The 21,280-nt window shown below is 73.8% G+C and carries 22 protein-coding genes; 13 read left to right on the forward strand and 9 right to left on the reverse strand.

All coding sequences use genetic code 11. From position 1 onward, the window contains the following. The coding region (locus tag MHW47_RS16000; protein WP_239223891.1) for a hypothetical protein at positions 1–1,335 on the reverse strand (1,335 nt) is incomplete at its 3' end. Positions 1,336–1,619: 284 nt separating this feature from the next. Between MHW47_RS16000 and MHW47_RS16005 the strand changes: the two genes are divergently transcribed. The 3 genes from MHW47_RS16005 (at position 1,620) to MHW47_RS16015 (ending at position 4,906) form a co-directional block, all read left to right on the forward strand. Further along, entirely contained in the window at positions 1,620–2,717 is a 1,098-nt protein-coding gene (locus MHW47_RS16005; protein WP_239223893.1) for a hypothetical protein, read from the forward strand. Continuing rightward, positions 2,714–3,886, forward strand: coding sequence for a hypothetical protein (locus MHW47_RS16010; RefSeq protein WP_239223894.1), 1,173 nt, complete (start codon positions 2,714–2,716; stop codon positions 3,884–3,886). Before MHW47_RS16005 ends, MHW47_RS16010 begins: the two co-directional genes overlap by 4 nt. 69 nt (positions 3,887–3,955) lie before the next feature. Next, positions 3,956–4,906 carry a pseudouridine synthase gene (locus MHW47_RS16015; RefSeq protein ID WP_239223896.1) on the forward strand — a complete coding sequence of 317 codons (951 nt, stop codon included), beginning with the start codon at positions 3,956–3,958 and terminating at the stop codon, positions 4,904–4,906. Between the two features lie 7 nt (positions 4,907–4,913). On the opposite strand, the gene MHW47_RS16020 is transcribed toward MHW47_RS16015, so the two are convergent. The 3 genes from MHW47_RS16020 to MHW47_RS16030 form a co-directional block, all read right to left on the reverse strand. Next, positions 4,914–5,543 carry an MBL fold metallo-hydrolase gene (locus MHW47_RS16020; protein WP_239223898.1) on the reverse strand — a complete coding sequence of 210 codons (630 nt, stop codon included), beginning with the start codon at positions 5,541–5,543 and terminating at the stop codon, positions 4,914–4,916. Beyond that, entirely contained in the window at positions 5,543–6,628 is a 1,086-nt protein-coding gene (locus tag MHW47_RS16025) for an S-(hydroxymethyl)mycothiol dehydrogenase (protein WP_239223899.1), read from the reverse strand. Before MHW47_RS16025 ends, MHW47_RS16020 begins: the two co-directional genes overlap by 1 nt. Positions 6,629–6,727: 99 nt before the next feature. Beyond that, a complete protein-coding gene (locus MHW47_RS16030) occupies positions 6,728–7,429 on the reverse strand; it encodes a FadR/GntR family transcriptional regulator (protein ID WP_239223901.1) in 702 nt (233 codons plus the stop codon). A gap of 142 nt (positions 7,430–7,571) precedes the next feature. Here MHW47_RS16030 and MHW47_RS16035 point away from each other — a divergent pair, with 142 nt between their 5' ends. From MHW47_RS16035 to MHW47_RS16045, 3 genes are all read left to right on the forward strand, one after another. Next, positions 7,572–8,081, forward strand: coding sequence for a gluconokinase (locus MHW47_RS16035; RefSeq protein WP_239223903.1), 510 nt, complete (start codon positions 7,572–7,574; stop codon positions 8,079–8,081). A 10-nt stretch (positions 8,082–8,091) separates the two neighbouring features. Beyond that, a complete protein-coding gene (locus MHW47_RS16040; protein WP_239223905.1) occupies positions 8,092–9,489 on the forward strand; it encodes a GntP family permease in 1,398 nt (465 codons plus the stop codon). A 63-nt stretch (positions 9,490–9,552) separates the two neighbouring features. Next, positions 9,553–9,996 (forward strand): ASCH domain-containing protein, encoded by a 444-nt coding sequence (locus MHW47_RS16045; protein ID WP_239223906.1) that lies wholly within the window; start codon positions 9,553–9,555, stop codon positions 9,994–9,996. 11 nt (positions 9,997–10,007) lie between these two features. On the opposite strand, the gene MHW47_RS16050 is transcribed toward MHW47_RS16045, so the two are convergent. Next, positions 10,008–11,255, reverse strand: coding sequence for an aromatic acid exporter family protein (locus MHW47_RS16050; protein WP_239223907.1), 1,248 nt, complete (start codon positions 11,253–11,255; stop codon positions 10,008–10,010). 79 nt (positions 11,256–11,334) lie between these two features. Then, the gene (locus MHW47_RS16055) at positions 11,335–12,990 is read right to left on the reverse strand and encodes an FAD-binding dehydrogenase (RefSeq protein WP_239223908.1); all 1,656 of its coding nucleotides are present in this window, start codon (positions 12,988–12,990) and stop codon (positions 11,335–11,337) included. 170 nt (positions 12,991–13,160) lie between these two features. Between MHW47_RS16055 and MHW47_RS16060 the strand changes: the two genes are divergently transcribed. From MHW47_RS16060 to MHW47_RS16075, 4 genes are read left to right on the forward strand one after another with little or no spacing between them, the layout of a single operon-like run. Further along, a complete protein-coding gene (locus MHW47_RS16060) occupies positions 13,161–14,051 on the forward strand; it encodes a DMT family transporter (RefSeq protein WP_239223909.1) in 891 nt (296 codons plus the stop codon). 43 nt (positions 14,052–14,094) lie between these two features. Beyond that, positions 14,095–14,649, forward strand: coding sequence for an NUDIX domain-containing protein (locus tag MHW47_RS16065; RefSeq protein WP_239223910.1), 555 nt, complete (start codon positions 14,095–14,097; stop codon positions 14,647–14,649). Between the two features lie 28 nt (positions 14,650–14,677). Then, the gene (locus tag MHW47_RS16070) at positions 14,678–15,073 is read left to right on the forward strand and encodes a DUF202 domain-containing protein (RefSeq protein ID WP_239223911.1); all 396 of its coding nucleotides are present in this window, start codon (positions 14,678–14,680) and stop codon (positions 15,071–15,073) included. Beyond that, positions 15,070–15,381: a DUF202 domain-containing protein gene (locus tag MHW47_RS16075; RefSeq protein WP_239223912.1), complete on the forward strand. Its 312-nt coding sequence runs from the start codon at positions 15,070–15,072 to the stop codon at positions 15,379–15,381. Before MHW47_RS16070 ends, MHW47_RS16075 begins: the two co-directional genes overlap by 4 nt. A 38-nt stretch (positions 15,382–15,419) precedes the next feature. Here MHW47_RS16075 and MHW47_RS16080 read toward each other — a convergent pair whose 3' ends face one another. Together MHW47_RS16080 and MHW47_RS16085 are read right to left on the reverse strand one after the other, a co-directional pair. After that, positions 15,420–16,364, reverse strand: a complete 945-nt coding sequence (locus MHW47_RS16080; RefSeq protein WP_239223914.1) for an NADP-dependent oxidoreductase — start codon at positions 16,362–16,364, stop codon at positions 15,420–15,422. A 48-nt stretch (positions 16,365–16,412) separates the two neighbouring features. Beyond that, entirely contained in the window at positions 16,413–17,747 is a 1,335-nt protein-coding gene (locus MHW47_RS16085; protein ID WP_239223915.1) for an enolase C-terminal domain-like protein, read from the reverse strand. 153 nt (positions 17,748–17,900) lie between these two features. Between MHW47_RS16085 and MHW47_RS16090 the strand changes: the two genes are divergently transcribed. Together MHW47_RS16090 and MHW47_RS16095 are read left to right on the forward strand one after the other, a co-directional pair. Continuing rightward, positions 17,901–18,923 carry a phosphotransferase family protein gene (locus tag MHW47_RS16090; RefSeq protein ID WP_239223917.1) on the forward strand — a complete coding sequence of 341 codons (1,023 nt, stop codon included), beginning with the start codon at positions 17,901–17,903 and terminating at the stop codon, positions 18,921–18,923. A 4-nt stretch (positions 18,924–18,927) separates the two neighbouring features. Continuing rightward, positions 18,928–20,142, forward strand: coding sequence for an acyl-CoA dehydrogenase family protein (locus tag MHW47_RS16095; protein WP_239223919.1), 1,215 nt, complete (start codon positions 18,928–18,930; stop codon positions 20,140–20,142). Between the two features lie 12 nt (positions 20,143–20,154). On the opposite strand, the gene MHW47_RS16100 is transcribed toward MHW47_RS16095, so the two are convergent. Then, complete coding sequence (locus MHW47_RS16100; protein ID WP_239223920.1) at positions 20,155–20,319, reverse strand: hypothetical protein; 165 nt, start codon at positions 20,317–20,319, stop codon at positions 20,155–20,157. Between the two features lie 93 nt (positions 20,320–20,412). Between MHW47_RS16100 and MHW47_RS16105 the strand changes: the two genes are divergently transcribed. After that, on the forward strand, positions 20,413–21,280 hold an 868-nt coding region (locus MHW47_RS16105; RefSeq protein ID WP_239223922.1), incomplete at its 3' end, for a LysR family transcriptional regulator.

Raw genomic sequence — 21,280 nt, forward strand, 5'->3', positions numbered from 1 at the left:
GTAGCGGTTCTCGTGGACGGCGTGGTCGTAGTGGCCGACGGCGCCGACGCGCAGGCCGGGGCCGTGGCGGCGGGCCAGGGCCGCGACGACGTCCCGGGCGAAGGCCAGCCGTTCGGCGGTCTCCTCGGGGTCGGCGCCGCTCATCTCGACGGTGAGGAAGACCTCCAGGGCGGGCGGGTGGATGACGCGCCGGGGCAGGCTGCCCAGCAGGGCGGGGAGGTCGGGCGGGTCGGTGTGGTCGCGGCCACCGAGCCGCGCGGCCGGGCCGTCGTCCGGGGTGACCTCGCCGGGGCCGTGCAGGACGAACGCGAGCCGGGCCGGGGCGAAGGCGGCGAGGGCGGTGCGGCGCGCGGACAGGGTCACCGCGCCGCTGCCGTCGGCCCCCGGTACGCCGGCGAGCACGGGCAGCAGCACCGGGGCGCGGGCGGCGAGTCCGCCGTAGACGGTGATCTCGGCGGTGGCGGTCTCGCCGCGCCGCAGCCGGGATCCGGCCGGGAAGAGGACCTGGGTGTGGGCGTGCACCTCGCCGGTGCGGCGGTCCACGCGGGCCAGGAGCAGGGAGTGGTCGACGGCCAGGGGCGCCGTGCGCAGGGCCGCGCGGACCGCTTCGGCGGTGTCGGTCGCGGGGTCCTGGGCGGTTTCGCCGGGGCCGGGGCCGAGTTCGGCGCCGGGGCGGTGCGCGGACCGCAGCAGTGCGGCGGCCCGGTCGAGCAGGACCCAGCCGCTGCGGCGGCCGAGGATGACGAGGGTGCGGCTGCGGGAGAGCACCGGATGGGTGCGCAGCCAGTGGGCGACCGCGGCGTCGAACTCCGCCCGGTCCAGGACCTCCCCGGTGCCGATGCCGCCGGCGAGCCGGAAGCGGCGCAGGTCCGCGTCACCGCCGAGGAGGGGGAGCAGCGCGGCCCAGTCGGTGCTGCCGGCGTCGCTCTGGCGGGGTATGCCGCTGGCGTCGGCGGCGGCGCGGACGACGTGGAGGCGGTCCGGGGTGAACTCGGCGAAGACCACGTCGGGGATGCGGCCGCCGACCAGGTCGGTGAGGATCTGCTGCCAGCCGGCGGAGTCGTGCGGCGGTAACGAGCCGCCGGGGAGGGGGTCGGGCCCGCCGGGGGGCGGTGTGCCGGGCCGCAGCAGCGGGGCGAGCCGCCGGGCGCCGTCCCCGCCGCCGCCCGCGAGTGCCGCGGCGCGTAAGTCCCAGGTGTGGCGTGCGGTGTCCAGGGCGGTGCGGGCGGCGGCGCGGTCCTCGTCGGTCAGGGCGCCCAGGACCGGGGCGTCGTCCCACATCCGCCAGTGGCAGCCGGGGCACTCCCGTCCGCCCGTGTCCGGTGCCGCGCACACCGGGCACACCGCTCCCGTTGCCCTCGCCAAACCCCGACCCCCTCGTCGCCCGGTCCCGGTCCGCGGCGCGCAGGGGTCACCCTCCGCGCACGGACACTGACCACGGGCGCTCGATCCCGGAGGCGACATGGTGACACAGGGGCGGGCGCGAAAGTCAGGGTTCTGACGGATGGTCCTGCGGACGGGCGGGCGCACGGGGATCGCAACCGGGACCGCCGCGCGCCGAGTTGGCGCACGCCCCCCTTTGCTCCGGGGAACCGATCACGTCGTAGCATCGTCGTTTCGTGCGATCTTCGCTATTCGCCAGGGGGAATGTGATGGGCATCGGCAGGCGACGCACCGCCGTCATCGCCGGGGTGGTGGCCGGGGCGGTGCTGGCGGCGGGCACCGTGCTGTGGGCGACGGACAGCGGGCCGTTCCGGGCGAGTTACTGCTGGGGCGCCTGGCAGCAGGACAGCGGCCCGTCGTTCCTGGGGGACGAGGCGCTGGAGAAGTCCGGCTCGAAGCGGCGTGCCACCGAGTCCGCCGCGCCCTCCCCCGCCCGTCCGCGGGGCACGTGCACGGTGTCCGTCGCCTCCGAGATGGCCGACGACGACTCCGACGGGTCGCTGTCCTTCCGGGAGGCGGTGACCCTGGAGTACGGGACCGCGCCCGCCGGGGTGAAGGAGCGCCGGGACTGGCTGGCCCGGTACTTCCACGGTTCGGCCTCCCCGCTGCCGGACGGGCTCGACGGCCTGGTCGCGGCGGACCGGGGCCTGCTGGTGCTGCCGCGGGCGTGCGACGACGACGGCGAGCCGACCGTGGTGACGATCCGCGGCGAGGGCAGCGGCGACGGCCATCTCGGCAAGGTGGCCATGCCGTTCACGATCGGCACCCGCGCCGAGGTCCTCGGGATGCTGCTGGACGCCGCCAACACCGGGATGGAGAAGGCCGGCTGCGCCCCCTCGCACCCCCTGCGCAGCAGTTCCCCGATCGTGACGGTCGCGGAGGACGACGAGAGGGCCGGGACACCGCTGTGCCGGATCCCGGGGATGACCTTCGACTACGGCGACGGCTCGCGCTACGAGCAGCAGGTGGGCGCGGTCACCGACCGGCTCCAGACCTGCTCGGTGGTCTGGGAGACGCTGCGGATGCCGGACGAGCCGTCCGCGCAGTACGTGATGGCGAGCGGCACCCGGCTGGCTGACCTCTTCCGGGTGCTCCCGGAGGGTTCCGCCCAGGGGCTGGTGCGCCGCCAGTGCGGCGGCCGTCCCACGGTGTTCTACGGGCATGTGGAGGCCGGTCTCCAGGACCGGGGACGCCCCTCCGACCGGCGGGTCTTCGAGCGTTTCGTCGAGTCCGTCGAGCAGCGCATCGGATGCGGAAGCGGGGAGGACGCGTGAGCGAGGAGACCGGTGGGGCCCGGCCCGGGGAGACGGCCGTCGCGGCGCCCGCGCCACCGCCCGAGGAGCCCCGGCCCCCCTTCCTTCGCCGGATGCTGCGCAGCCGTACCGTCCGGGCCGCCACCGCCGCCGCGCTCGCCGGGGCGCTGCTGGGCGCCGGTACGGTCGCCTGGCGCACGGACACGCTGCCGCTGACGGGGTCCGCGCCCTGCTGGGACTCGCTGGGCTCCGGGTCCATGGACGCGCTGTTCGGGGACCGCAGGACGGTGACGGACGAGCAGGACCTGCGCACCGACCCGATGGGCGAGGGCGGGGTGTACGGGCAGTGCCGCATCACCTCCTACGAGGGGAAGCGGGCCCGCCGCCAGGTCACCGTGAACGTGCGCCGGCTGGACGGGCTGCGGGGCACCGACGCGCAGGCCTGGCCACGCGAGTTCCTGTCCTCGGGCATGGTGTGGCTGGGCGACGGGCTGCCCGGCATGACCTCCTCCTCGCGCGCCTGGATCGCCCTGCCGCAGGCGTGCACGGGGCGCCACGACTTCACCGGGCCCACCGTGGTGGACATCGGGATGGGCCGGGCCGACTTCGAGGTGTCCACCGAGTACACCCTGCGCGACCGGTCGGCACTGACCGGCGCCCTGATCGACGCCGCCAACGGGGTCATCGACTCCTTCGGCTGCTCCGGCACGTACCGGCTGCCGCGCGACCTGCCCGCCCCGGTGCGGTGGCAGGACACCACCCCCTCCGCGTTCTGCGGCATCAAGGGCCTCGCCCTGCCGGCGGCGTACCGCAAGGACCTCAAGGAGTCCCGGACCGGCGGCACCGGCGGCCCGGCCCGGGTCTGCGACGCGGGGACCAGCTTCCGCGAGTCGTCCGTGCGGCTGACCACGGTGGTGGACCCGGTGCTGGCCGAGATCTACTCCTGGGACGTGCTGCGCTCCGGCACGCCCGTCAAGGGCAGCAACGGCTACGGCCGGCTCGGCGGCAACCGGGCGGTGTTCCGGGCCCAGTGCCAGACCGGCCAGGTGATGTTCGTCCTGGAACAACTGCGCCCCACCCACGAGGGCAGCCGCTTCACCTTCGCCCACGACCTGCTACCGGCCTACGCGTCGGCGGAGGCGGAACGCATCGGCTGCGGCCCGTTGAAGGTGACGGTGCCGGAGAGCTGAGCCGCGTCGTGAAAGGATGCCCGGCACCATGACAACGATGCGCGGGCCGGGGCCGGCCGGGAGCCGGGGGTGAGGGGGCGGGCCAAGCCGCCGGCCTCGCCGCTGCCCCAGCGTGACGGCGTGGACCCGGTCCGGGTGCGGCTGCCGGCCGATCCGGAGGGGCGGTGGGCGACGGTTCGGGACCATCTGCTGGACCGGTTCGCCGGGGCGATCGGCGCGGACCGGGTCGAGGCGCTGCTCGCCGGGGGCCGGTTCGTGTCGACGGCGGGCCCGGTCAGCGGCGACGAGCCGTACACGGCCGGCCGCTACCTGTGGTTCCACCGGGACTTCGCGCCGGAGCACCCGGTGCCGTTCCCGGTGGGGGTGGTGTACCGGGACGAGCATCTGGTCGTCGCGGACAAGCCGCACTTCCTGGCGACGATGCCGCGGGGCCGGCACATCACCGAGACGGCGGTGGCCCGGCTCCGGCGCGACCTGGGGCTGCCGCTGCTGCAGCCCGCGCACCGGCTGGACCGGCTGACCGCCGGGCTGGTGCTGTTCGTGGTGCGGCCGGCGGAGCGGGGCGCGTACCAGACGCTGTTCCGGGACCGGCTGGTGCGCAAGGAGTACGAGGCGGTGGCCCCGTTCGATCCCGGGCTCGTCCTGCCGCGCACGGTGCGCAGCCGCATCGTGAAGGAGCGCGGCGTCCTGGCGGCGCGCGAGGAGCCGGGCGAGCCGAACAGCGAGAGCCGGATCGAGCTGCTGGAACACCGGCGGACGCCCGGCGGCCCGGCGCTGGGGCGCTACCGGCTGCTGCCGGCGACCGGGCGCACGCATCAGCTGCGGGTCCATATGAACGCGCTGGGCGTGCCGCTGGTCAACGACCCGGTCTATCCGGTGACCGAACCGGACGCCGCTCCGGGCGACTTCTCGCGTCCGCTGCAACTGCTCGCCCGGGTACTGGAGTTCACCGATCCGGTCACCGGAGAGCCGCGCCGCTTCGAGAGCGGGCTGCGGCTCTCCGCGTGGCCGGAGGGCTGAGCGGCCGTCAGTGGCCGCGGGCGATCCACTCGTCCAGGTGCGGGGCCTCCGCGCCGATGGTGGTGGAGTCGCCGTGGCCGGTGCGCACCGAGGTCGCCGGGTCCAGGGTGAGCAGCCGGTCCCGGATGGAGTCCACGATCACCGGGAAGGACGAGAAGGACCGGCCGGTGGCGCCGGGCCCGCCCTGGAAGAGGGTGTCCCCGGTGAAGACCGTGGCCAGCTCGGGGGCGTACAGGCAGACCGCGCCGGGGGCGTGGCCCGGCGTGTGCAGAACCGTCAGCGTGGTGCCGGCCACCGTGATCTCCTGGCCGTCGGCCAGCTCGCCGTCGGGCGCCCGGTCGGGGTGGGTCTGCTTCCACAGCGGCAGGTCGTCCGGGTGGAGCAGGATCGGCGCGCCGGTGGCGTCGGCGAGCGCGGGGGCGGCGTCGATGTGGTCGTTGTGCGCGTGGGTGCAGATGATCGCGCGCAGCGCACGGCCGCCGAGGGCGTCCTGGATGGCGGTGGCGTCGTGGGCGGCGTCGATGACGACGGCCTCGGTGTCGTCGCCGACGATCCAGACGTTGTTGTCGACGTCCCACTCGCCGCCGTCGAGGGCGAAGGTGCCGGAGGTGACGAGGTGGTCGATGCGGGCGGTCATCAGAACACCACCACCGAGCGCAGCACGTCGCCGTCGTGCATCCGGTCGAAGGCCTGCTCGATGTCGCCGAGGCCGATGGTCTCGGTGACGAACGCCTCCAGGTCGAGCCGGCCCTGCTGGTGGAGGTCGACGAGCATCGGGAAGTCGCGGGAGGGCAGGCAGTCCCCGTACCAGGAGGACTTGAGCGAGCCGCCGCGGCCGAAGACGTCGAGCAGCGGCAGTTCCAGCTGCATCTCGGGCGTGGGGACGCCGACGAGGACAACGGTGCCGGCGAGGTCGCGGGCGTAGAACGCCTGCTTGTACGTCTCCGGGCGGCCGACGGCCTCGATGACGACGTCCGCGCCGTTGCCGCCGGTCAGCTCGCGGATGGCCTCGACGGGGTCGGCGGAGCGGGAGTTGACGGTGTGGGTCGCGCCCATCGACTTCGCCGTCTGCAGCTTGCGGTCGTCGATGTCGACGGCGATGATCTTCGCCGCGCCGGCCAGCCGGGCGCCCGCGATCGCCGCGTCGCCGACGCCGCCGCAGCCGATGACGGCGACCGAGTCGCCGCGGCCGACCTGGCCGGTGTTGATGGCGGCGCCGATGCCGGCCATGACGCCGCAGCCGAGGAGCCCGGCGACGGCCGGGGAGACCTCGGGATCGACCTTGGTGCACTGGCCGGCGGCGACAAGGGTCTTCTCGGCGAAGGCGCCGATGCCCAGGGCCGGGGACAGCTCGGTGCCGTCGAGGAGGGTCATCTTCTGCTTCGCGTTGTGCGTGTCGAAGCAGTACCAGGGCCGCCCGCGCAGACAGGCGCGGCACTGGCCGCAGACCGCGCGCCAGTTGAGGATGACGAAGTCGCCCGGAGCGACCTCCGTGACGCCCTCGCCGACCGATTCCACGACGCCCGCGGCCTCGTGGCCGAGGAGGAAGGGGAACTCGTCGTTGATGCCGCCCTGCTTGTAGTGCAGGTCGGTGTGGCAGACGCCGCACGCCTGGACCTTGACCACGGCCTCACCGGGCGCGGGGTCCGGAATGACGATCGTCTCGACGCGCACCGGCTCGTTCTTCCCCGGCGCGATGACCCCTTGTACGTGCTGCGGCATGTCCTGTGGACTCCCTTTCCCGACTTCGCTGAGACCGCTGTCCCGGGGCGCCGGGACCGATCACGGGCCACGGTACGCGGTGCGGGACGGTGGCCGGGCTCAGGGCGCGAGCACGTCCAGCTCGTGGAGGGCGCCGGCGGTGATCTCCCTGGTCAGCCGCTCGGCGGCGGCCGGGTCACCGGCGCGTACCGCCTCGGCGAGCCGGACGTGCAGGGTGACGGCCGCCGGGTCGGGGTCCTCGAACATCACCTGGTGGTGCGTACGGCCCGTCAGGACCTCGGCGACCACGTCGCCGAGGCGGGCGAACATCTCGTTGCCGGAGGCGTCGAGCACGATGCGGTGGAAGGCGACGTCGTGTTCGAGGTAGCCCTCCAGCTGTCCGCCGCGCGAGGTGGCGACCATGCCGAGGGCGCGGGCGGTCAGCTCGGCGCACTGCTCGGGGGTGGCGTTGCGGGCGGCGAGCGAGGCGGCGACGGGTTCGATCGCGGAGCGCAGCACGGTCAGCGAGCGCAGCTGGCGGGGGCGGTCGGCGCCGGCCAGCCGCCACCGGATGACCTGCGGGTCGTACACGTTCCACGCCTCGGCCGGCCGCACGGTCACGCCGACGCGGCGGCGCGACTCGACCAGATGCATGGACTCCAGGACGCGGATCACCTCGCGGACCACCGTGCGCGAGACGTCGAAGCGCCGGGCCAGCTCGTCGGTGCGCAGCACCCGGCCGGGCGGGTGCTCCCCGGCGGCGATCTCCAGGCCCAGGGCGTCCAGGACATGCGTGTGGAGTCCCTGGGCAGGTGTGGTCATGGCCCCAGGGTACGGGGCGGCCCCCGGAGCCATTAAGTACGACGTTTACATCACAGCCTCTTGAATAAGTCGTACGTATGGGTTTCAGTAGCGCGACGGACCGATGTCGAGGACGACATCGAAGAGACAGCGAGGCACCGCTATGAGCACCCCCCACGTCGTCGTGGTGATGGGCGTGGCAGGGACCGGCAAGACGACGATCGGCCCCCTGCTCGCCGCCGCCCTGGGCGTTCCGTACGCCGAGGGCGACGACTTCCATCCCCCCGCGAACATCGCCAAGATGTCGGCCGGCACCCCGCTGGACGACGCGGACCGGTGGCCCTGGCTCGACGCGATCGGGCAGTGGGCGCACGGCCGGGCGGGGCTCGGCGGGGTGGTCAGCAGCTCGGCCCTGAAGCGGGCCTACCGCGACCGGCTGCGCCGCGAGGCGCCCGGGGCCGTCTTCCTGCACCTGACCGGTGACCGGTCCCTGATCGAGGAGCGCATGGCCGCCCGCAAGGGCCACTTCATGCCGACCGCGCTCCTCGACTCGCAGTTCGCCACCCTCCAGCCCCTGGAGGACGACGAGGCCGGCGTCGCCGTGGACGTCTCCGGCACCCCCGAAGAAATCACCCAGCGAGCCGTCGCCGCGCTGCGCCGGCTCGACAGCTAAGGATCACACCGTGACCAGTCTCAGCGTCGAGACGCTGGCAGCGGACGCCGCCGAACCCATCACCTCGGCGGGCAACGCGCAGTTGGGCATCGCCGTCCTGGCGGGCATCGCCGTCATCGTCCTGCTCATCACCCGCGTGCGGATGCACGCCTTCCTGGCGCTGACCATCGGCTCGCTGGCGCTCGGCTCCTTCGCCGGTGCCGCTCCGGCGAAGACGATAGCCAGCTTCACCGCGGGCCTCGGCTCGACCGTCGCCGGCGTCGGCGTCCTGATCGCGCTCGGCGCGATCCTGGGCAAGCTGCTCGCGGACTCCGGCGGCGCCGACCAGATCGTGGACACCGTCCTGGCGCGCACGGACAAGCGGGCCATGCCGTGGGCGATGGTCCTGATCGCCTCGGTGATCGGCCTGCCGCTGTTCTTCGAGGTCGGGATCGTCCTGCTGATCCCGGTGGTGCTGCTCGTCGCCAAGCGCGGCAACTACTCCCTGATGCGCATCGGCATCCCGGCCCTGGCCGGCCTGTCCGTGATGCACGGCCTGATCCCGCCGCACCCCGGACCGCTCGTCGCGATCGACGCGCTCGACGCCAACCTCGGCGTCACGCTGGCCCTCGGCGTGGTCGTCGCGATCCCGACGGTGATCATCGCCGGCCCGGTCTTCTCCCGCTACGCCGCCCGCTGGGTGGACATCCCGGCGCCGGAGAAGATGATCCCGCAGCGGCCCTCCGAGGAGCTGGAGCGCCGTCCCGGCTTCGGCGCCACCCTGGCCACGATCCTGCTGCCGGTCGTGCTGATGCTGGTCAAGGCGTTCGTGGACATCGTCGTGGACGATCCGGAGCAGGGGCTCCAGAAGGTCACCGATGTGATCGGCTCGCCGCTGATCGCGCTGCTCGCGGCGGTGCTCGTGGGCATGGTCACGCTCGGCCGGGCGGCCGGCTTCACCCGGTCGCGGCTCTCCGTCACGGTGGAGAAGTCCCTCGCCCCGATCGCCGGGGTGCTGCTCATCGTGGGCGCGGGCGGCGGCTTCAAGCAGACGCTGATCGACGCCGGCGTGGGGCAGATGATCCTGGACTTCTCCGAGAACTGGTCGATCCCGGCGCTGCTGCTCGGCTGGCTGATCGCCGTGGCGATCCGGCTGGCGACCGGTTCGGCGACCGTGGCGACCATCTCGGCGGCCGGTCTGGTCGCCCCGCTGGCTGCCGACATGTCGACCGCGCACGCGGCCCTGCTGGTGCTCGCGGTGGGGGCCGGCTCGCTGTTCTTCAGCCATGTCAACGACGCCGGGTTCTGGCTGGTGAAGGAGTACTTCGGCATGGACGTCGGCCAGACCGTGAAGACCTGGTCGGTGATGGAGACCATCATCTCCGTGGCCTCGCTGCTGTTCATCCTGCTGCTGTCCCTGGTGCTGTAGCCGCACCCGCCGCCCGCCCCGCCCGGCCCCCGGGGCGGGCCGGGCGGGTGCCAGACTGGCGCCATGCCGAACCGCGAAGCGCTCAAGCCCTTCCTGCTCGCCTTCCCCGGCCCGCTGCGCGACCAGCTGGTCGCCGCGGTCCTGGACGGGCGCAAGGTCTCGACCTCGGGTCTGCTCGTGGAGTACGAGATCGAGGACGAGGAACTGCCCCCGGTCGGCGAGCGCTCCGCCCTCATCGACTCGGCGGGCCGCGAGATCGCCGTCGTCGAGGTCACCGAAGTGCGGGTGCTCCGCCTGGCCGACGTGGACCTGCGGCACGCCCTGGACGAGGGCGAGGGGTACACCTCGGTCGCCGAGTGGCGGGCGGCCCACGAACGGTTCTGGCACAGCGAGGAGATGCGCGAGGCGCTCGGCGACCCGGAGTTCACGGTCGGCGACGACACCATGATCGTCGCCGAGCGGTTCCGGGTCGTCGAGCGCCTCGACCCGCTTCCGGCGCGGGGCTGAGCGGGCCCGCCTCACCCCGCCGCGACGTCCGCCTTCCGCTTCCGGCCGCCCCTGACCGGGCCCAGCCTGCGCCGCAGCGCGTGCAGCCGGGGGTGGCGTTCGTGCAGCGAGGCGGAGCGGCGGTCCAGCTCCTGGCCCAGGCGCTCGGCGCGCTTCTCGATGTCGAGTTCGTCCAGGATGCGGTCCACCTCGGCGAGCAGGGCGCCGTGCAGCTGCCACTTCCTGGGGTGCTCCTGCACGGCCGCCAGCAGCATGTCGGCGACCAGGTCGCGGGTGGCCCGGCTGGTGGTGAGCGCCTCGGTGAGCCGCTCCTCGGCCTCCTCGGCGCTGGCGGCGACCGGGGTGGTGATGAGCAGCGCGAAGCTCTCGATGGCCCCCGCCATCCGGTCGAACAGCTCCGTGATGTGGGCGGCGACCTCGGGCGGGAAGAGGGGCGCCTCGCCCCGGTCCTTGGCGAGGTCGGTCAGCGTCCTGGACAGCACCCGGACGACGACGGCGCAGATCTCCAGCGTGTCGAGCCCGGTGCGCAGCACCACGCGGTGCAGCAGGCCCTGGCGCACCCTCGGGTTGAGCATCAGGCTCTCCTCGGCCTGCCGCAGCGAGGCGTCCACCTCCACGATGTCGTGGTCCAGGCGGCGGGCCCGGTGCAGCCGCTCGGCCGCCTCGGGGACGGTGACCGGGCGGGCGAGGTCGCTGCCCAGGTCGCGGAACATCTGGCCCATCTCGCGGGCCAGTCCGTCGATGGACGCGCCCGCGGTCTGCACCCACACGGGTGGCGCGAACAGCAGGTTGAACGCCAGGCCCACCCCGGCGCCGATCAGGGTCTCGAAGACGCGCTCCCAGGCCATGTCGGTCCGCGCGGACACCGAGGTGACGCCGAGGACGAGCATCGCGCTGATCGCCACCTCGGGGACGAACTCGTCCACCCGGACCAGTCTGCCGATGATCAGCGCCGTGAAGATGGTCAGCCCCAGGCTCCACCAGGACAGGCCGACCAGGGAGCTGAAGCCGCTCGCGATGAGGACGCCGACGATGACGGCCGTGACACGTTTGACCGACATGTTGAGGGTCGCGTAGAGGGTGACCTGGACGACGAGCAGCGCGGTGAGCGGTGCGGTGAGAGGTGCGGGCTCGTCCAGCGTCGCGGTCGCCACGGCGTAGGCGATCACCGCCGCGCCCGTGGAGCGCAGGGTCTGCGCGGCCACGGGTTCGGTGGTGCGCCGGACGAGGTTGATGACGGGTTCGGCTACTCCTGGCATCTTCTTCCCATGCCCGGATACGGCGCCGGTGCACGGTTCCGGCGCCGGAACCCCTCCGTACGGACGCGCGCGGGCGCCCCTATCCGACCGCCCGCGCCGCCGCGCGGCCGGCGGACCGGCCGGAGAAGATGCAGCCGCCGAGGAAGGTGCCCTCCAGGGAGCGGTAGCCGTGCACCCCGCCGCCGCCGAATCCGGCCGCCTCCCCGGCCGCGTACACCCCGGCGAGCGGGGTGCCGTCCGGGGTCAGGACGCGGGACGACAGGTCGGTCTCCAGGCCGCCGAGCGACTTGCGGGTCAGGATGTTCAGCCGTACGGCGATGAGCGGACCGGCCTTGGGGTCGAGGATGCGGTGGGGCGGCGCGGTGCGGATCAGCTTGTCGCCGATGTAGGAGCGGGCGCCCCGGATCGCGGTGATCTGGAGGTCCTTGGTGAAGGGGTTGGCGATCTCGCGGTCGCGGGCGGTGATCTCGCGGCGCAGCGCGTCCTCGTCGATGAGCCCGTCGCCGGTGAGCGCGTTCATGCCGCGCACCAGGGCGCCGAGGTCCTTCTCGAGGACGAAGTCCGCGCCGTGGTCCATGAACGCCTGGACGGGTCCGGGCACGTCGGCGCGGGCGCGGCCGATGACGTCCCGGATCGACTTGCCGGTCAGGTCGGGATTCTGTTCGGAGCCGGAGAGCGCGAACTCCTTGCCGATGATCTTCCGGTCCAGCACGAACCAGGTGTAGTCGTGGCCGGTGCGCATGATGTGTTCGAGGGTGCCGAGCGTGTCGAAGCCGGGGAAGAGCGGGACGGGCAGCCGCTTGCCGGTCGCGTCCAGCCAGAGGGAGGACGGGCCGGGCAGGATGCGGATGGCGTGCTTGTCCCAGATGGGGCTCCAGTTCTCGATGCCCTCGGTGTAGTGCCACATCCGGTCCCGGTTGATGTGGTGGGCGCCCGCCTTCTCGGCGATGCCGAGCATCAGCCCGTCCACGTGCGCGGGGACGCCGGAGAGCAGCTTGGCGGGCGGGGTGCCGAGCCGCTCGGGCCACTGCTCGCGCACGAGCTCGTGGTTGCCGCCGATGCCGCCGGAGGTGACGATCACCGCCTGGGCGCGCAGTTCGAAGGCGCCGGCGGCGGTCCGGCCGCTGGCGGTCCCGCGCGGGGCGTCGCTCGGCTCCAGGATCTCGCCGGTGACGGTGTCCACGGCGCCTCCGGTGCGGGCGAGGCCGGTGACCCGGTGGCGGAAGCGGAAGGTGACCAGGCCCCGGGCGACGCCCTCGCGGACCCGGCGTTCGAAGGGGGCGACGACGCCGGGGCCGGTGCCCCAGGTGATGTGGAAGCGGGGGACGGAGTTGCCGTGGCCGGTGGCGTCGTAGCCGCCGCGTTCGGCCCAGCCGACGACGGGGAAGAGGCGCAGGCCCCGGGCGCGCAGCCAGGAGCGCTTCTCACCGGCCGCGAAGTCGACGTAGGCCTCGGCCCACTTGCGGGGCCAGTGGTCCTCCTCGCGGTCGAAGCCGGCCGTGCCCATCCAGTCCTGGAGGGCCAGCTCGCGGCTGTCCCGGATGCGCATGCGGCGCTGTTCGGGCGAGTCCACGAGGAAGAGGCCGCCGAAGGACCAGTGCGCCTGGCCGCCGAGCGACTGCTCGGGCTCCTGGTCGAGGAGGATCACCGAACGCCCCACGTCGACCAGCTCCGCGGTGGCCACGAGCCCCGCGAGTCCCGCCCCGATCACGATCACATCAGCGTCGTACGCCATGGCTTCCATCCTTGTCGGGGCTCGCGAAGTTACCGGTGCGTCAGATCTTGGGTACGGGTCGTCCCCGCGTCAACCGTCCGGTCGGCCGCGCTGTCGCCGTTCGGGCGCCCGGGGCCGTTATCGTCGGGAGCACATCACCTCTCTTCCGGCCTGACGTGGGGTGCAGAAGCGTGTCGGTGCTGGTCCTCGTGCTCGCCGTGTCCGCCGCGTGCTGCCTGGGCTTCGGCTTCGTGCTCCAGCAGGCCGCCGCCGCGCACGCGCCCAAGCGCGACTATCTGACGTTCCGGCTGCTGCTCGACCTGATGAGGGTGCGCAGCTGGCTGGCCGGGATCGCGCTGATGGTGTGCGGGATGGTGCTGGGCGCGCTGGCGCTCGGCAAGGGTGAGGTGTCCCTGGTCGAGCCGCTGCTGGCGACCAATCTGCTCTTCGCGATGGCCCTGTCCCGGCACCGCACCGGCCAGCGGCTGGGCCGGCAGGGCTGGGCGGGGCTGTGGCTGCTGGCCGGCGGGGTCGCCGCGTTCCTGGTGGCCGGTGAGCCGCAGGGCGGCCGGGCGGTGTCCTCCCCGCTGCGGCACTGGCTGGTGGTGGGCGTGGTGGCCGGGCTGGCGCTGCTGCTCACCGCGCTCGCCAAGCGCCGCCGGTCCCCGGCATCCCCGGCGCTGCTGGCGGTGGCGGCCGGGCTGCTGTACGGGTTGCAGGACGCGCTCACCCGGGTCAGCGGGCAGCGCTTCGCGGACGCGGGAGCGGCGGGGCTGGTGGCGTCCTGGCAGCCGTACGCCGTGGTGGTGCTGGGGGTGACCGGGCTGCTGCTGGTGCAGAGCGCGTTCGAGACGGGTCCGCTGCGGATGTCGCTGCCCGCGCTGACGGCGGCCCAGCCGCTGGCCGGGATCGCCTGCGGGATCGGGTTCATGGGCGACCAGGTGCGGACGGACGCGGGCGCGCTGGCGTGGCAGGCCGCCGGGCTCGCGGCGATCGTGGCCGGGATCGTGCTGCTGGGGCTGCACCCGGCGATGCCGGAGGGGCCGGTGCGCCGGGGGACGCACAGTCTCCAGCGGCGCTGAGAGCGGGGCGGCGGCGGGCGGGCCGGCCGGGGGCTGCGGTTGGATGGCGGGCATGACATCTTCTGCGGGCGGTACGCCTTCCGACGAGATCCTGGACATCGTCGACGAGAACGACGTGGTCGTGGGGCAGGCGCCGCGCGGCGAGGCGACGGAGCGGGGCCTGCGCCACCGCTGCGTGTTCATCGAGGCGCGGGATGCCGAGGGCCGGGTCTTCGTGCACCGCAGGACCGCCACGAAGCTGGTGTTCCCCTCGCACTACGACATGTTCGTCGGCGGGGTGGTCGGCGCGGGCGAGAGCTACGACGAGGCGGCGCTGCGGGAGGCGGAGGAGGAGCTGGGCGTCTCGGGGCTCCCCCGGCCGGAGCCGCTGTTCAGGTTCCTGTACGAGGGCGGCCGGCACACCTGGTGGTCCGCCGTGTACCAGGTCAGGTGCGAGCTTCCGGTGCGGCCGCAGGTGGAGGAGGTCGCCTGGCACACCTTCCTGGACGACGAGGAGCTGGAGCGGCGGCTCGGGGACTGGCTGTGGGTACCGGACGGCCTCGACTGCTACCGGCGGCTGCGGGCGTTCCGGGAGGCGGCCGGGGCAGATCGTGAATGAACGGAAATGCGCCGGATAGGGTCCACGCGTGAACGCATTCGTACAGAGCCTGCGGTTGTGGTTCGCGCCGCAGCGCATCCGCAGTGAGGGCGAGACCCCGGACTACCGTTTCTCGCTCGCCAACGAGCGGACGTTCCTCGCGTGGATCAGGACGGCTCTGGCGCTGATCGGCGGGGGCTTCGCGGTGGACCAGTTCCTGCCGGAGCTGTCCTGGGGGGTGCGGGCGGGGCTGGCGCTGGCGCTGCTGGCGGCCGGGGTGCTGTGCGCGCTGCGGGCGGTCAACCACTGGATGCGGTGCGAGCGGGCGATGCGGCGCGGTGAGGACCTGCCGGTCTCCCGGTTCCCGACGCTGCTGAGCCTCGCCGTCGCCGTGGTGGCGGTGGCGATGGTGGTGGTGGTCGTCTTCGGCTGGGAGGGCGGTTGAGCGCCGGCGCCCGCGATCCGGGCCTCCAGCCGGAGCGGACCCGGCTGGCGTGGCGGCGCACGACGCTGTCCTGCACGGTGGTCGCGGTGCTGGCGGTGAAGCAGGCGCTGCACGTCGGGGCGACGGGTGCCGGGGTCGTCGCGCTGTCGCTGACCGCGCTGGCCTGGCTGGGGTTCCTGGGCGCCGCCCACCGCCGGGTGCAGAGCATGCGCGGGGCCCGGCCGCGTCCGCTGGCGGCGGGCGGCGCGCTCACGGCCGCCGCGTGCACGGTGGCGCTGGCGGTGTTCGCGGCGGCCATGCTGTTCTGACGACGGGCGCCGGGCCCCTGGGGGTGTCGGACAAGGCCCTAGTCCCGCGCCGCGTCCCAGTCCACCGTGACGACGATCTTGCCGCGTGTGCGGCCCTCGGCGTTCAGCCGCTGGGCCGCCGCCGTCTCGGCCAGCGGGAAGACCCGGTCCACGTGGACGGTGACAATGCCCTGCTCGGCCAGTTCCGCCAGGCGAGACAGGTCCTCGGCGTCGGGCCGGACGAACGCGTACCGGCCGCCGTACGAGAACACCTCGGTGTCCACGATGGAGGCCAGCCGGCCGCCGGGGGCCAGGGTCTCGGCGGAGGCCCGCAGGGCGTCCCCGCCCACGGTGTCGAAGGCGGCGTCGATGCCGTCGGGGGCCAGCGCCCGCAGCCGGTCCACGAGCCCGTCGCCGTACGCCACGGGCTCCGCGCCGAGCCGCCGCAGGTGGTCGTGGTTGCGTTCGCTGGCGGTGCCGATGACGCGGCAGCCAGCGTGCCGGGCGAGCTGGACGGCGAGCGAGCCGACGCCGCCGGCCGCGGCGTGGACGAGGACGGTCTCGCCCTCCCGGACGCGCAGGGTGCGGTGGAGGACCTGGTACGCGGTGAGCCCGGCCAGCGGCAGTCCCGCCGCCTCCTCGAAGCTGAGGCGCAGCGGTTTGCGCGCGAGGGTGCGCACGGGCGCGGCCACGTACTCGGCGAAGGTGCCCCGGCTCAGGAAGTCCTCGCGCACGTAGCCGATGACCTCGTCGCCGACCGCGAACTCGTCCACCGCGACGCCGGGCTGGACGACGACCCCGGAGACGTCCCAGCCGGGAATGACGGGGAAGACGGTGTCCAGGACGCCGTCGAGCTTTCCCTCCCGGGCCTGCCGGTCGACCGGGTTCACGGCGGCGGCCCGGACCTTGACCAGGACGGCGTCGGGGGCCACCTTCGGGTCGGGCCGCTCCCCGTACTCCAGGACGTCCGCGTCACCGAATCTGCTGTAACTGATCGCCTTCATGCTTCGACCCTCGGGGCGGTCCCGGGCGTCCGCAACTCAGCCGGGGCGTCACCAGCGCGGGACGGGCGGGGTCGTCCACTCCGGGTCGGCCTTGCGCATCGCGGCGGCGTCGTCGCGTTCGCGCAGGGTGCCGTCGTCGTCGAGCCAGCGGCGGTGGAGCGCGGCGAGCCGGTCCCGGTCGAGTTCGACGCCGAGTCCGGGGGCGTCGGAGACGTCGAGGTGCCCGTCCCGGAAGACGTGGCGGGCGGTGATGACGTCCTCGGTCTGCCACGGGTAGTGGCTGTCGCAGGCGTAGTCCAGGTTGGGGACGGTGGCCGCGACGTGGGTCATGGCGGCGAGGCTGATGCCGAGGTGGGTGTTGGAGTGCATGGACAGCCCGACGCCGTGGACGCGGCAGATCGCGGCGAGTTCGCGGGTGCGGTGCAGTCCGCCCCAGTAGTGGTGGTCGGAGAGGACGACCTGGACGGCGTCGCGGGCGAACGCCTCCGGGATCTCCGCGAGCGTGGTGACGCACATGTTGGTGGCGAGCGGCACCCCGGTGCCGGCCGCCACGGCGGCCATCGCCTCCGTGCCGCTCGCCGGGTCCTCCAGGTATTCGAGTACGTCCCGGAGCTGTTCGGCGACGTACAGCGAGGTGGCGGTGGACCAGGCGCCGTTGGGGTCCAGGCGCAGCGGCCGGCCGGGGAACGCCCCGGCGAGCGCGCGGACGGCGGCGATCTCCTCGTCGGGCGGAAGGACGCCGCCCTTGAGCTTGAAGGAGGAGAAGCCGTGGTCGCGGGCGAAGCGGCGGGCCTGGGCGACGATCCCGGCCGGGTCGAGGGCGGCACCCCAGTCGTCGCGCTCGCCGCCCTCGGGGTGGGCCGCCCAGCGGTAGAAGAGGTACGCGCTGTACTCGACGCGGTCGCGGACCTTGCCGCCGAGCAGCGCGTGGACCGGGAGGCCGAGGGTCTTGCCGAGGGCGTCCAGACAGGCCACCTCGAAGCCGGAGACCACGGAGAGCCGCAGCTTGCTGGCGGTCCGGACGCCGCGCAGCCCGCCCGCGTCCACCCCGTCCCCGGCTGCCTCCTGCGCACCGGCCCCGGAGGCACCGGACCCGGGGTCCGCCGCCGGTGAATCTCCGCACACCGCGTCGGCCAGCGCGAACAGGGCGTTCACGTCGCTGACCGGACGGCCGGGCAGGGCGGCGGCGAGCGGGGCGGCGAGGGCGAGGTAGGCACCGTCGCCGTAGGTCTCCCCGACGCCGGTGACACCACCGCGGGTGACCACCTCCACGACGAGCCGGGGCGTGTACGGCTGGTGGACGCCCTGGGTGTTGAGGAGGGGCGGGTCGGCGATGAGGATCGGGGTCAGCCGGACGTGGTCGATCAGCAGCGCGGTGTCCATACGTGAACCCTATTCAGGGATGCGACCCGGCACCAGAGCCCGGACGGTCCCCGGGCCGGAACTTTGCCGTCCGGTTACGGGAGTTCACTGGACGACATACCGACTGGTCGGCATCATGAGACCGACCGTTCGCCCACCCCGGAGGTACGCACGATGAGCCACGTCCATCCGCCAGGTCTCGATCTCGACCGGCTGCGCGGACACCTGGACCGCGAGCGGCCGGGCCTGGTGAACGGACCGCTCGACGCCCGCGTCGTGGAGGGCGGCCGGTCGAACCTGACCTACGTCGTCACCGACGGCACCGCCCGCTGGGTGGTCCGCCGCCCGCCGCTGGGGCACGTGCTGGCCACCGCGCACGACATGAAGCGCGAACACCGCGTGATCAGCGCCCTGCACCCGACGGCCGTGCCCGTCCCCGAGCCCCTGCTGCTCTGCGAGGACGACACCGTCCTCGGCGCGCCGTTCTACGTCATGGAGTACGTGGAGGGCACCCCGTACCGCACGGCGGAGCAGCTCGCCCCGCTCGGCCCGGAGCGCACCCGCGCGGCGGTGCTCGCCCTGGTCGACACCCTGGTCGAGCTGCACGCCGTGGACCCCGGGGCGGTCGGTCTCGCCGACTTCGGGCGGCCCGAGGGCTTCCTGGAGCGGCAGCTGCGGCGCTGGGGCAAGCAGCTCGACGCCTCCCGCAACCGCGAGCTGCCCGGCATCGACGCCCTGCACACGGCGCTCGGCCGCGACCTGCCCGTCTCCCCCGCGCCCACCGTGGTGCACGGCGACTACCGCCTGGACAACGCGCTGATCGGCGCCGACGACTCCATCAAGGCCGTCCTGGACTGGGAGATGTCCACGCTCGGCGACCCGCTCACCGACCTCGGGCTGCTGGTGATGTACAGCTCCGACCTGGGCCTGCCCGAATCGCCGGTCTCCACCACCAGCGGCGCGCCCGGCCACCCCTCCCCCGCCGAGCTGATCGAGCGCTACGCCGCCCGGTCCGGCCGGGACACCTCCGCCCTCTCCTGGTACACGGCGTTCGCCTGGTTCAAGCTCGCCGTGATCCTGGAGGGCATCCACTACCGCTACACCCTGGGCCGGACGGTCGGCGCCGGCTTCGACCGCATCGGCGACCTCGTCCCCGTCTTCATCGAGCACGGCCTCACCACCCTCCAGGAAGGCTGACCCCATGGACTTCGCATTCGACGCCCGCACCGAGGAGCTGCGCGCCCGGCTGCTCGCCTTCATGGACGAGCACGTCTACCCGGCCGAGCGGATCGCGGACGAGCAGCGCGCCGGGCTGGACTCGCCGTGGCAGACGCCGCGGATCGTGGAGGAGCTGAAGGCGGAGGCACGCCGGCAGGGCCTGTGGAATCTCTTCCTGCCGGGCACCGGGCACGGCGCCGGGCTGACCAACCTCCAGTACGCGCCGCTGGCGGAGATCCTGGGCCGCTCGCCGCGCCTGGCACCCACGGCGACCAACTGCGGCGCGCCGGACACCGGGAACATGGAGGTGCTGGCCGAGTTCGGCACCGACGAGCAGAAGAAGCGGTGGCTGGAGCCGCTGCTGGCCGGGGAGATCCGCTCCGCGTTCGCGATGACGGAGCCGGAGGTCGCCTCGTCGGACGCGACCAACATCGAGACCCGGATCACCCGCGACGGCGGCGACTACGTCATCAACGGCCGCAAGTGGTACATCTCCGGGGCGCTGCACCCGGACTGCGAGATTTTCATCGTGATGGGCAAGACGGACCCGGACGGCGCGGACATCCGCCGCCAGCAGTCGCAGATCCTGGTGCCCCGGGACACCCCCGGTCTCACGGTGAAGCGCGCCATGCAGGTCTACGGCTACGAGGACCACTGGCACGGCGGCCACGCCGAGGTGGTCTTCGAGGACGTGCGGGTGCCGGCCGCCAACCTGATCGGCGAGGAGGGCGGCGGCTTCGCGATCGCCCAGGCCCGGCTGGGCCCGGGCCGCATCCACCACTGCATGCGGCTGATCGGGATGGCGGAGCGCGCGATCGAGCTGATGTGCCGGCGCGCCGTCTCCCGTACCGCCTTCGGCAAGCCGCTCGCCCAGCAGGGCGTGGTGCAGAACTGGATCGCGGACGCGCGGGTCACGGTGGAGCAGCTGCGGCTGCTGGTGCTCAAGACGGCCTGGCTGATGGACACGGTCGGCAACCGCGGGGCGCACACGGAGATCCAGTCCATCAAGATCGCCACCCCGCGCGCGGTGGTGGACATCCTGGACCGGGCGGTGCAGCTGCACGGCGCGGGCGGGGTGAGCCAGGACTTCCCGCTGGCCGAGCTGTGGGCGTCGGCGCGGACGCTGCGCCTCGCGGACGGCCCGGACGAGGTGCACCAGCGCTCCCTGGCCCGGCGGGAGATCAAGCGGTACCTCTAGGGCGCGGGGCCGTCAGTAGCCGCCGCCCGGGGCGTGGTCGGCCAGGGCCAGGTCGCGGGCGAAGGCGCGTACCCGCAGCAGGGTGCGGGCCAGCAGCCGGACGGGGAGGGGGCGGCCCGGTCCGTAGGCCGCCGACCACAGGACGGGGACGCGGGTGGGGCTCTGGAGGTGCGCCATGCCTCCAGCTTCGCCCCGCCCGCGCGGCCGGTCCAACAGATGGATTCGCCCGCAGCCATCGATGTGATAGATGGGCCCGGCTAGCGTACGCGGATGGAGATACGCCAGCTGCGCCACTTCATGGCGGTGATCACGCACGGCAGTTTCACCACCGCCGCCCGCGCCGAGCTGATCGTGCAGTCGGCGCTCAGCACGTCCGTCCGCAACCTGGAACGGGAGCTGGGCGCCGAGCTGTTCGAGCGCACCGGGCGCCGGGTGGTGCTGACGGAGGCCGGGCGGGCGCTGCTGCCGGCCGCGCGTACGGTGCTCGCCGGGACGGACGCCGCGCGCGACGCGGTCGCCGCCGTGTCGGGGCTGGCGACCGGGCGGGTACGCCTCGGCACCATCCAGACCCTGACCTGCGTGGACCTGGCGGCCGAGCTGGCCGCGTTCCACCGGCTGTGGCCCGGGGTGCAGATCTCGCTGCGCGAGGCGACCACCCCGGAACTGGTGGCCGGGGTGCGCGCCGGGGAGCTGGATCTCGCGTTCCTGGCGCCGGACGCGGCCGAGGTGCCCGAGGGCCTGGCAGCGTTCGCCACCTGGCGGGAGGACCTGGTCCTGATCACCGCCCCCGGTCACCGGCTCGCGACGGCCGGGCGGACCCTGATCAAGGATCTCGCCGGCGAGCCGTTCGTGGACTTCCGCGCCGGTACGGGCCTGGAGACGGCCGTACGCCGACTGGCCGCGCACTGCGGTCTGGAGCGCCGGATCACCTGCGACGTCACCCAGATCCGGCTGCTGGTGGAGCTGGTCCGGGCGGGCATCGGGGTGGCGATCGTGCCGCGCCGGATCGGCGAGGACGCGGGACTGCCCTGCGTCGCCATCCGGCAGCCGGAGCCGGGCCGCACCGTGCTGCTGGTGGGCCGGGCGCCCCGGCCGCGCAACCCGGCCGCGGCGGCGCTGCTCGGGCGGCTGCGAGATC

Source organism: Streptomyces sp. OfavH-34-F (assembly GCF_022347745.1).
Lineage (GTDB): Bacteria > Actinomycetota > Actinomycetes > Streptomycetales > Streptomycetaceae > Streptomyces.

Excerpts from the sequence above, each read along its gene's own strand:
- MHW47_RS16020 (WP_239223898.1), bottom strand. The coding sequence starts at position 5,543 with ATGACCGCCCGCATCGACCACCTCGTCACCTCCGGCACCTTCGCCCTC.
- MHW47_RS16025 (WP_239223899.1), bottom strand. The coding sequence starts at position 6,628 with ATGCCGCAGCACGTACAAGGGGTCATCGCGCCGGGGAAGAACGAGCCG.
- MHW47_RS16030 (WP_239223901.1), bottom strand. The coding sequence starts at position 7,429 with ATGACCACACCTGCCCAGGGACTCCACACGCATGTCCTGGACGCCCTG.
- MHW47_RS16035 (WP_239223903.1), top strand. The coding sequence starts at position 7,572 with ATGAGCACCCCCCACGTCGTCGTGGTGATGGGCGTGGCAGGGACCGGC.
- MHW47_RS16045 (WP_239223906.1), top strand. The coding sequence starts at position 9,553 with ATGCCGAACCGCGAAGCGCTCAAGCCCTTCCTGCTCGCCTTCCCCGGC.
- MHW47_RS16050 (WP_239223907.1), bottom strand. The coding sequence starts at position 11,255 with ATGCCAGGAGTAGCCGAACCCGTCATCAACCTCGTCCGGCGCACCACC.
- MHW47_RS16055 (WP_239223908.1), bottom strand. The coding sequence starts at position 12,990 with ATGGCGTACGACGCTGATGTGATCGTGATCGGGGCGGGACTCGCGGGG.
- MHW47_RS16065 (WP_239223910.1), top strand. The coding sequence starts at position 14,095 with ATGGCGGGCATGACATCTTCTGCGGGCGGTACGCCTTCCGACGAGATC.
- MHW47_RS16080 (WP_239223914.1), bottom strand. The coding sequence starts at position 16,364 with ATGAAGGCGATCAGTTACAGCAGATTCGGTGACGCGGACGTCCTGGAG.
- MHW47_RS16085 (WP_239223915.1), bottom strand. The coding sequence starts at position 17,747 with ATGGACACCGCGCTGCTGATCGACCACGTCCGGCTGACCCCGATCCTC.
- MHW47_RS16090 (WP_239223917.1), top strand. The coding sequence starts at position 17,901 with ATGAGCCACGTCCATCCGCCAGGTCTCGATCTCGACCGGCTGCGCGGA.
- MHW47_RS16095 (WP_239223919.1), top strand. The coding sequence starts at position 18,928 with ATGGACTTCGCATTCGACGCCCGCACCGAGGAGCTGCGCGCCCGGCTG.
- MHW47_RS16100 (WP_239223920.1), bottom strand. The coding sequence starts at position 20,319 with ATGGCGCACCTCCAGAGCCCCACCCGCGTCCCCGTCCTGTGGTCGGCG.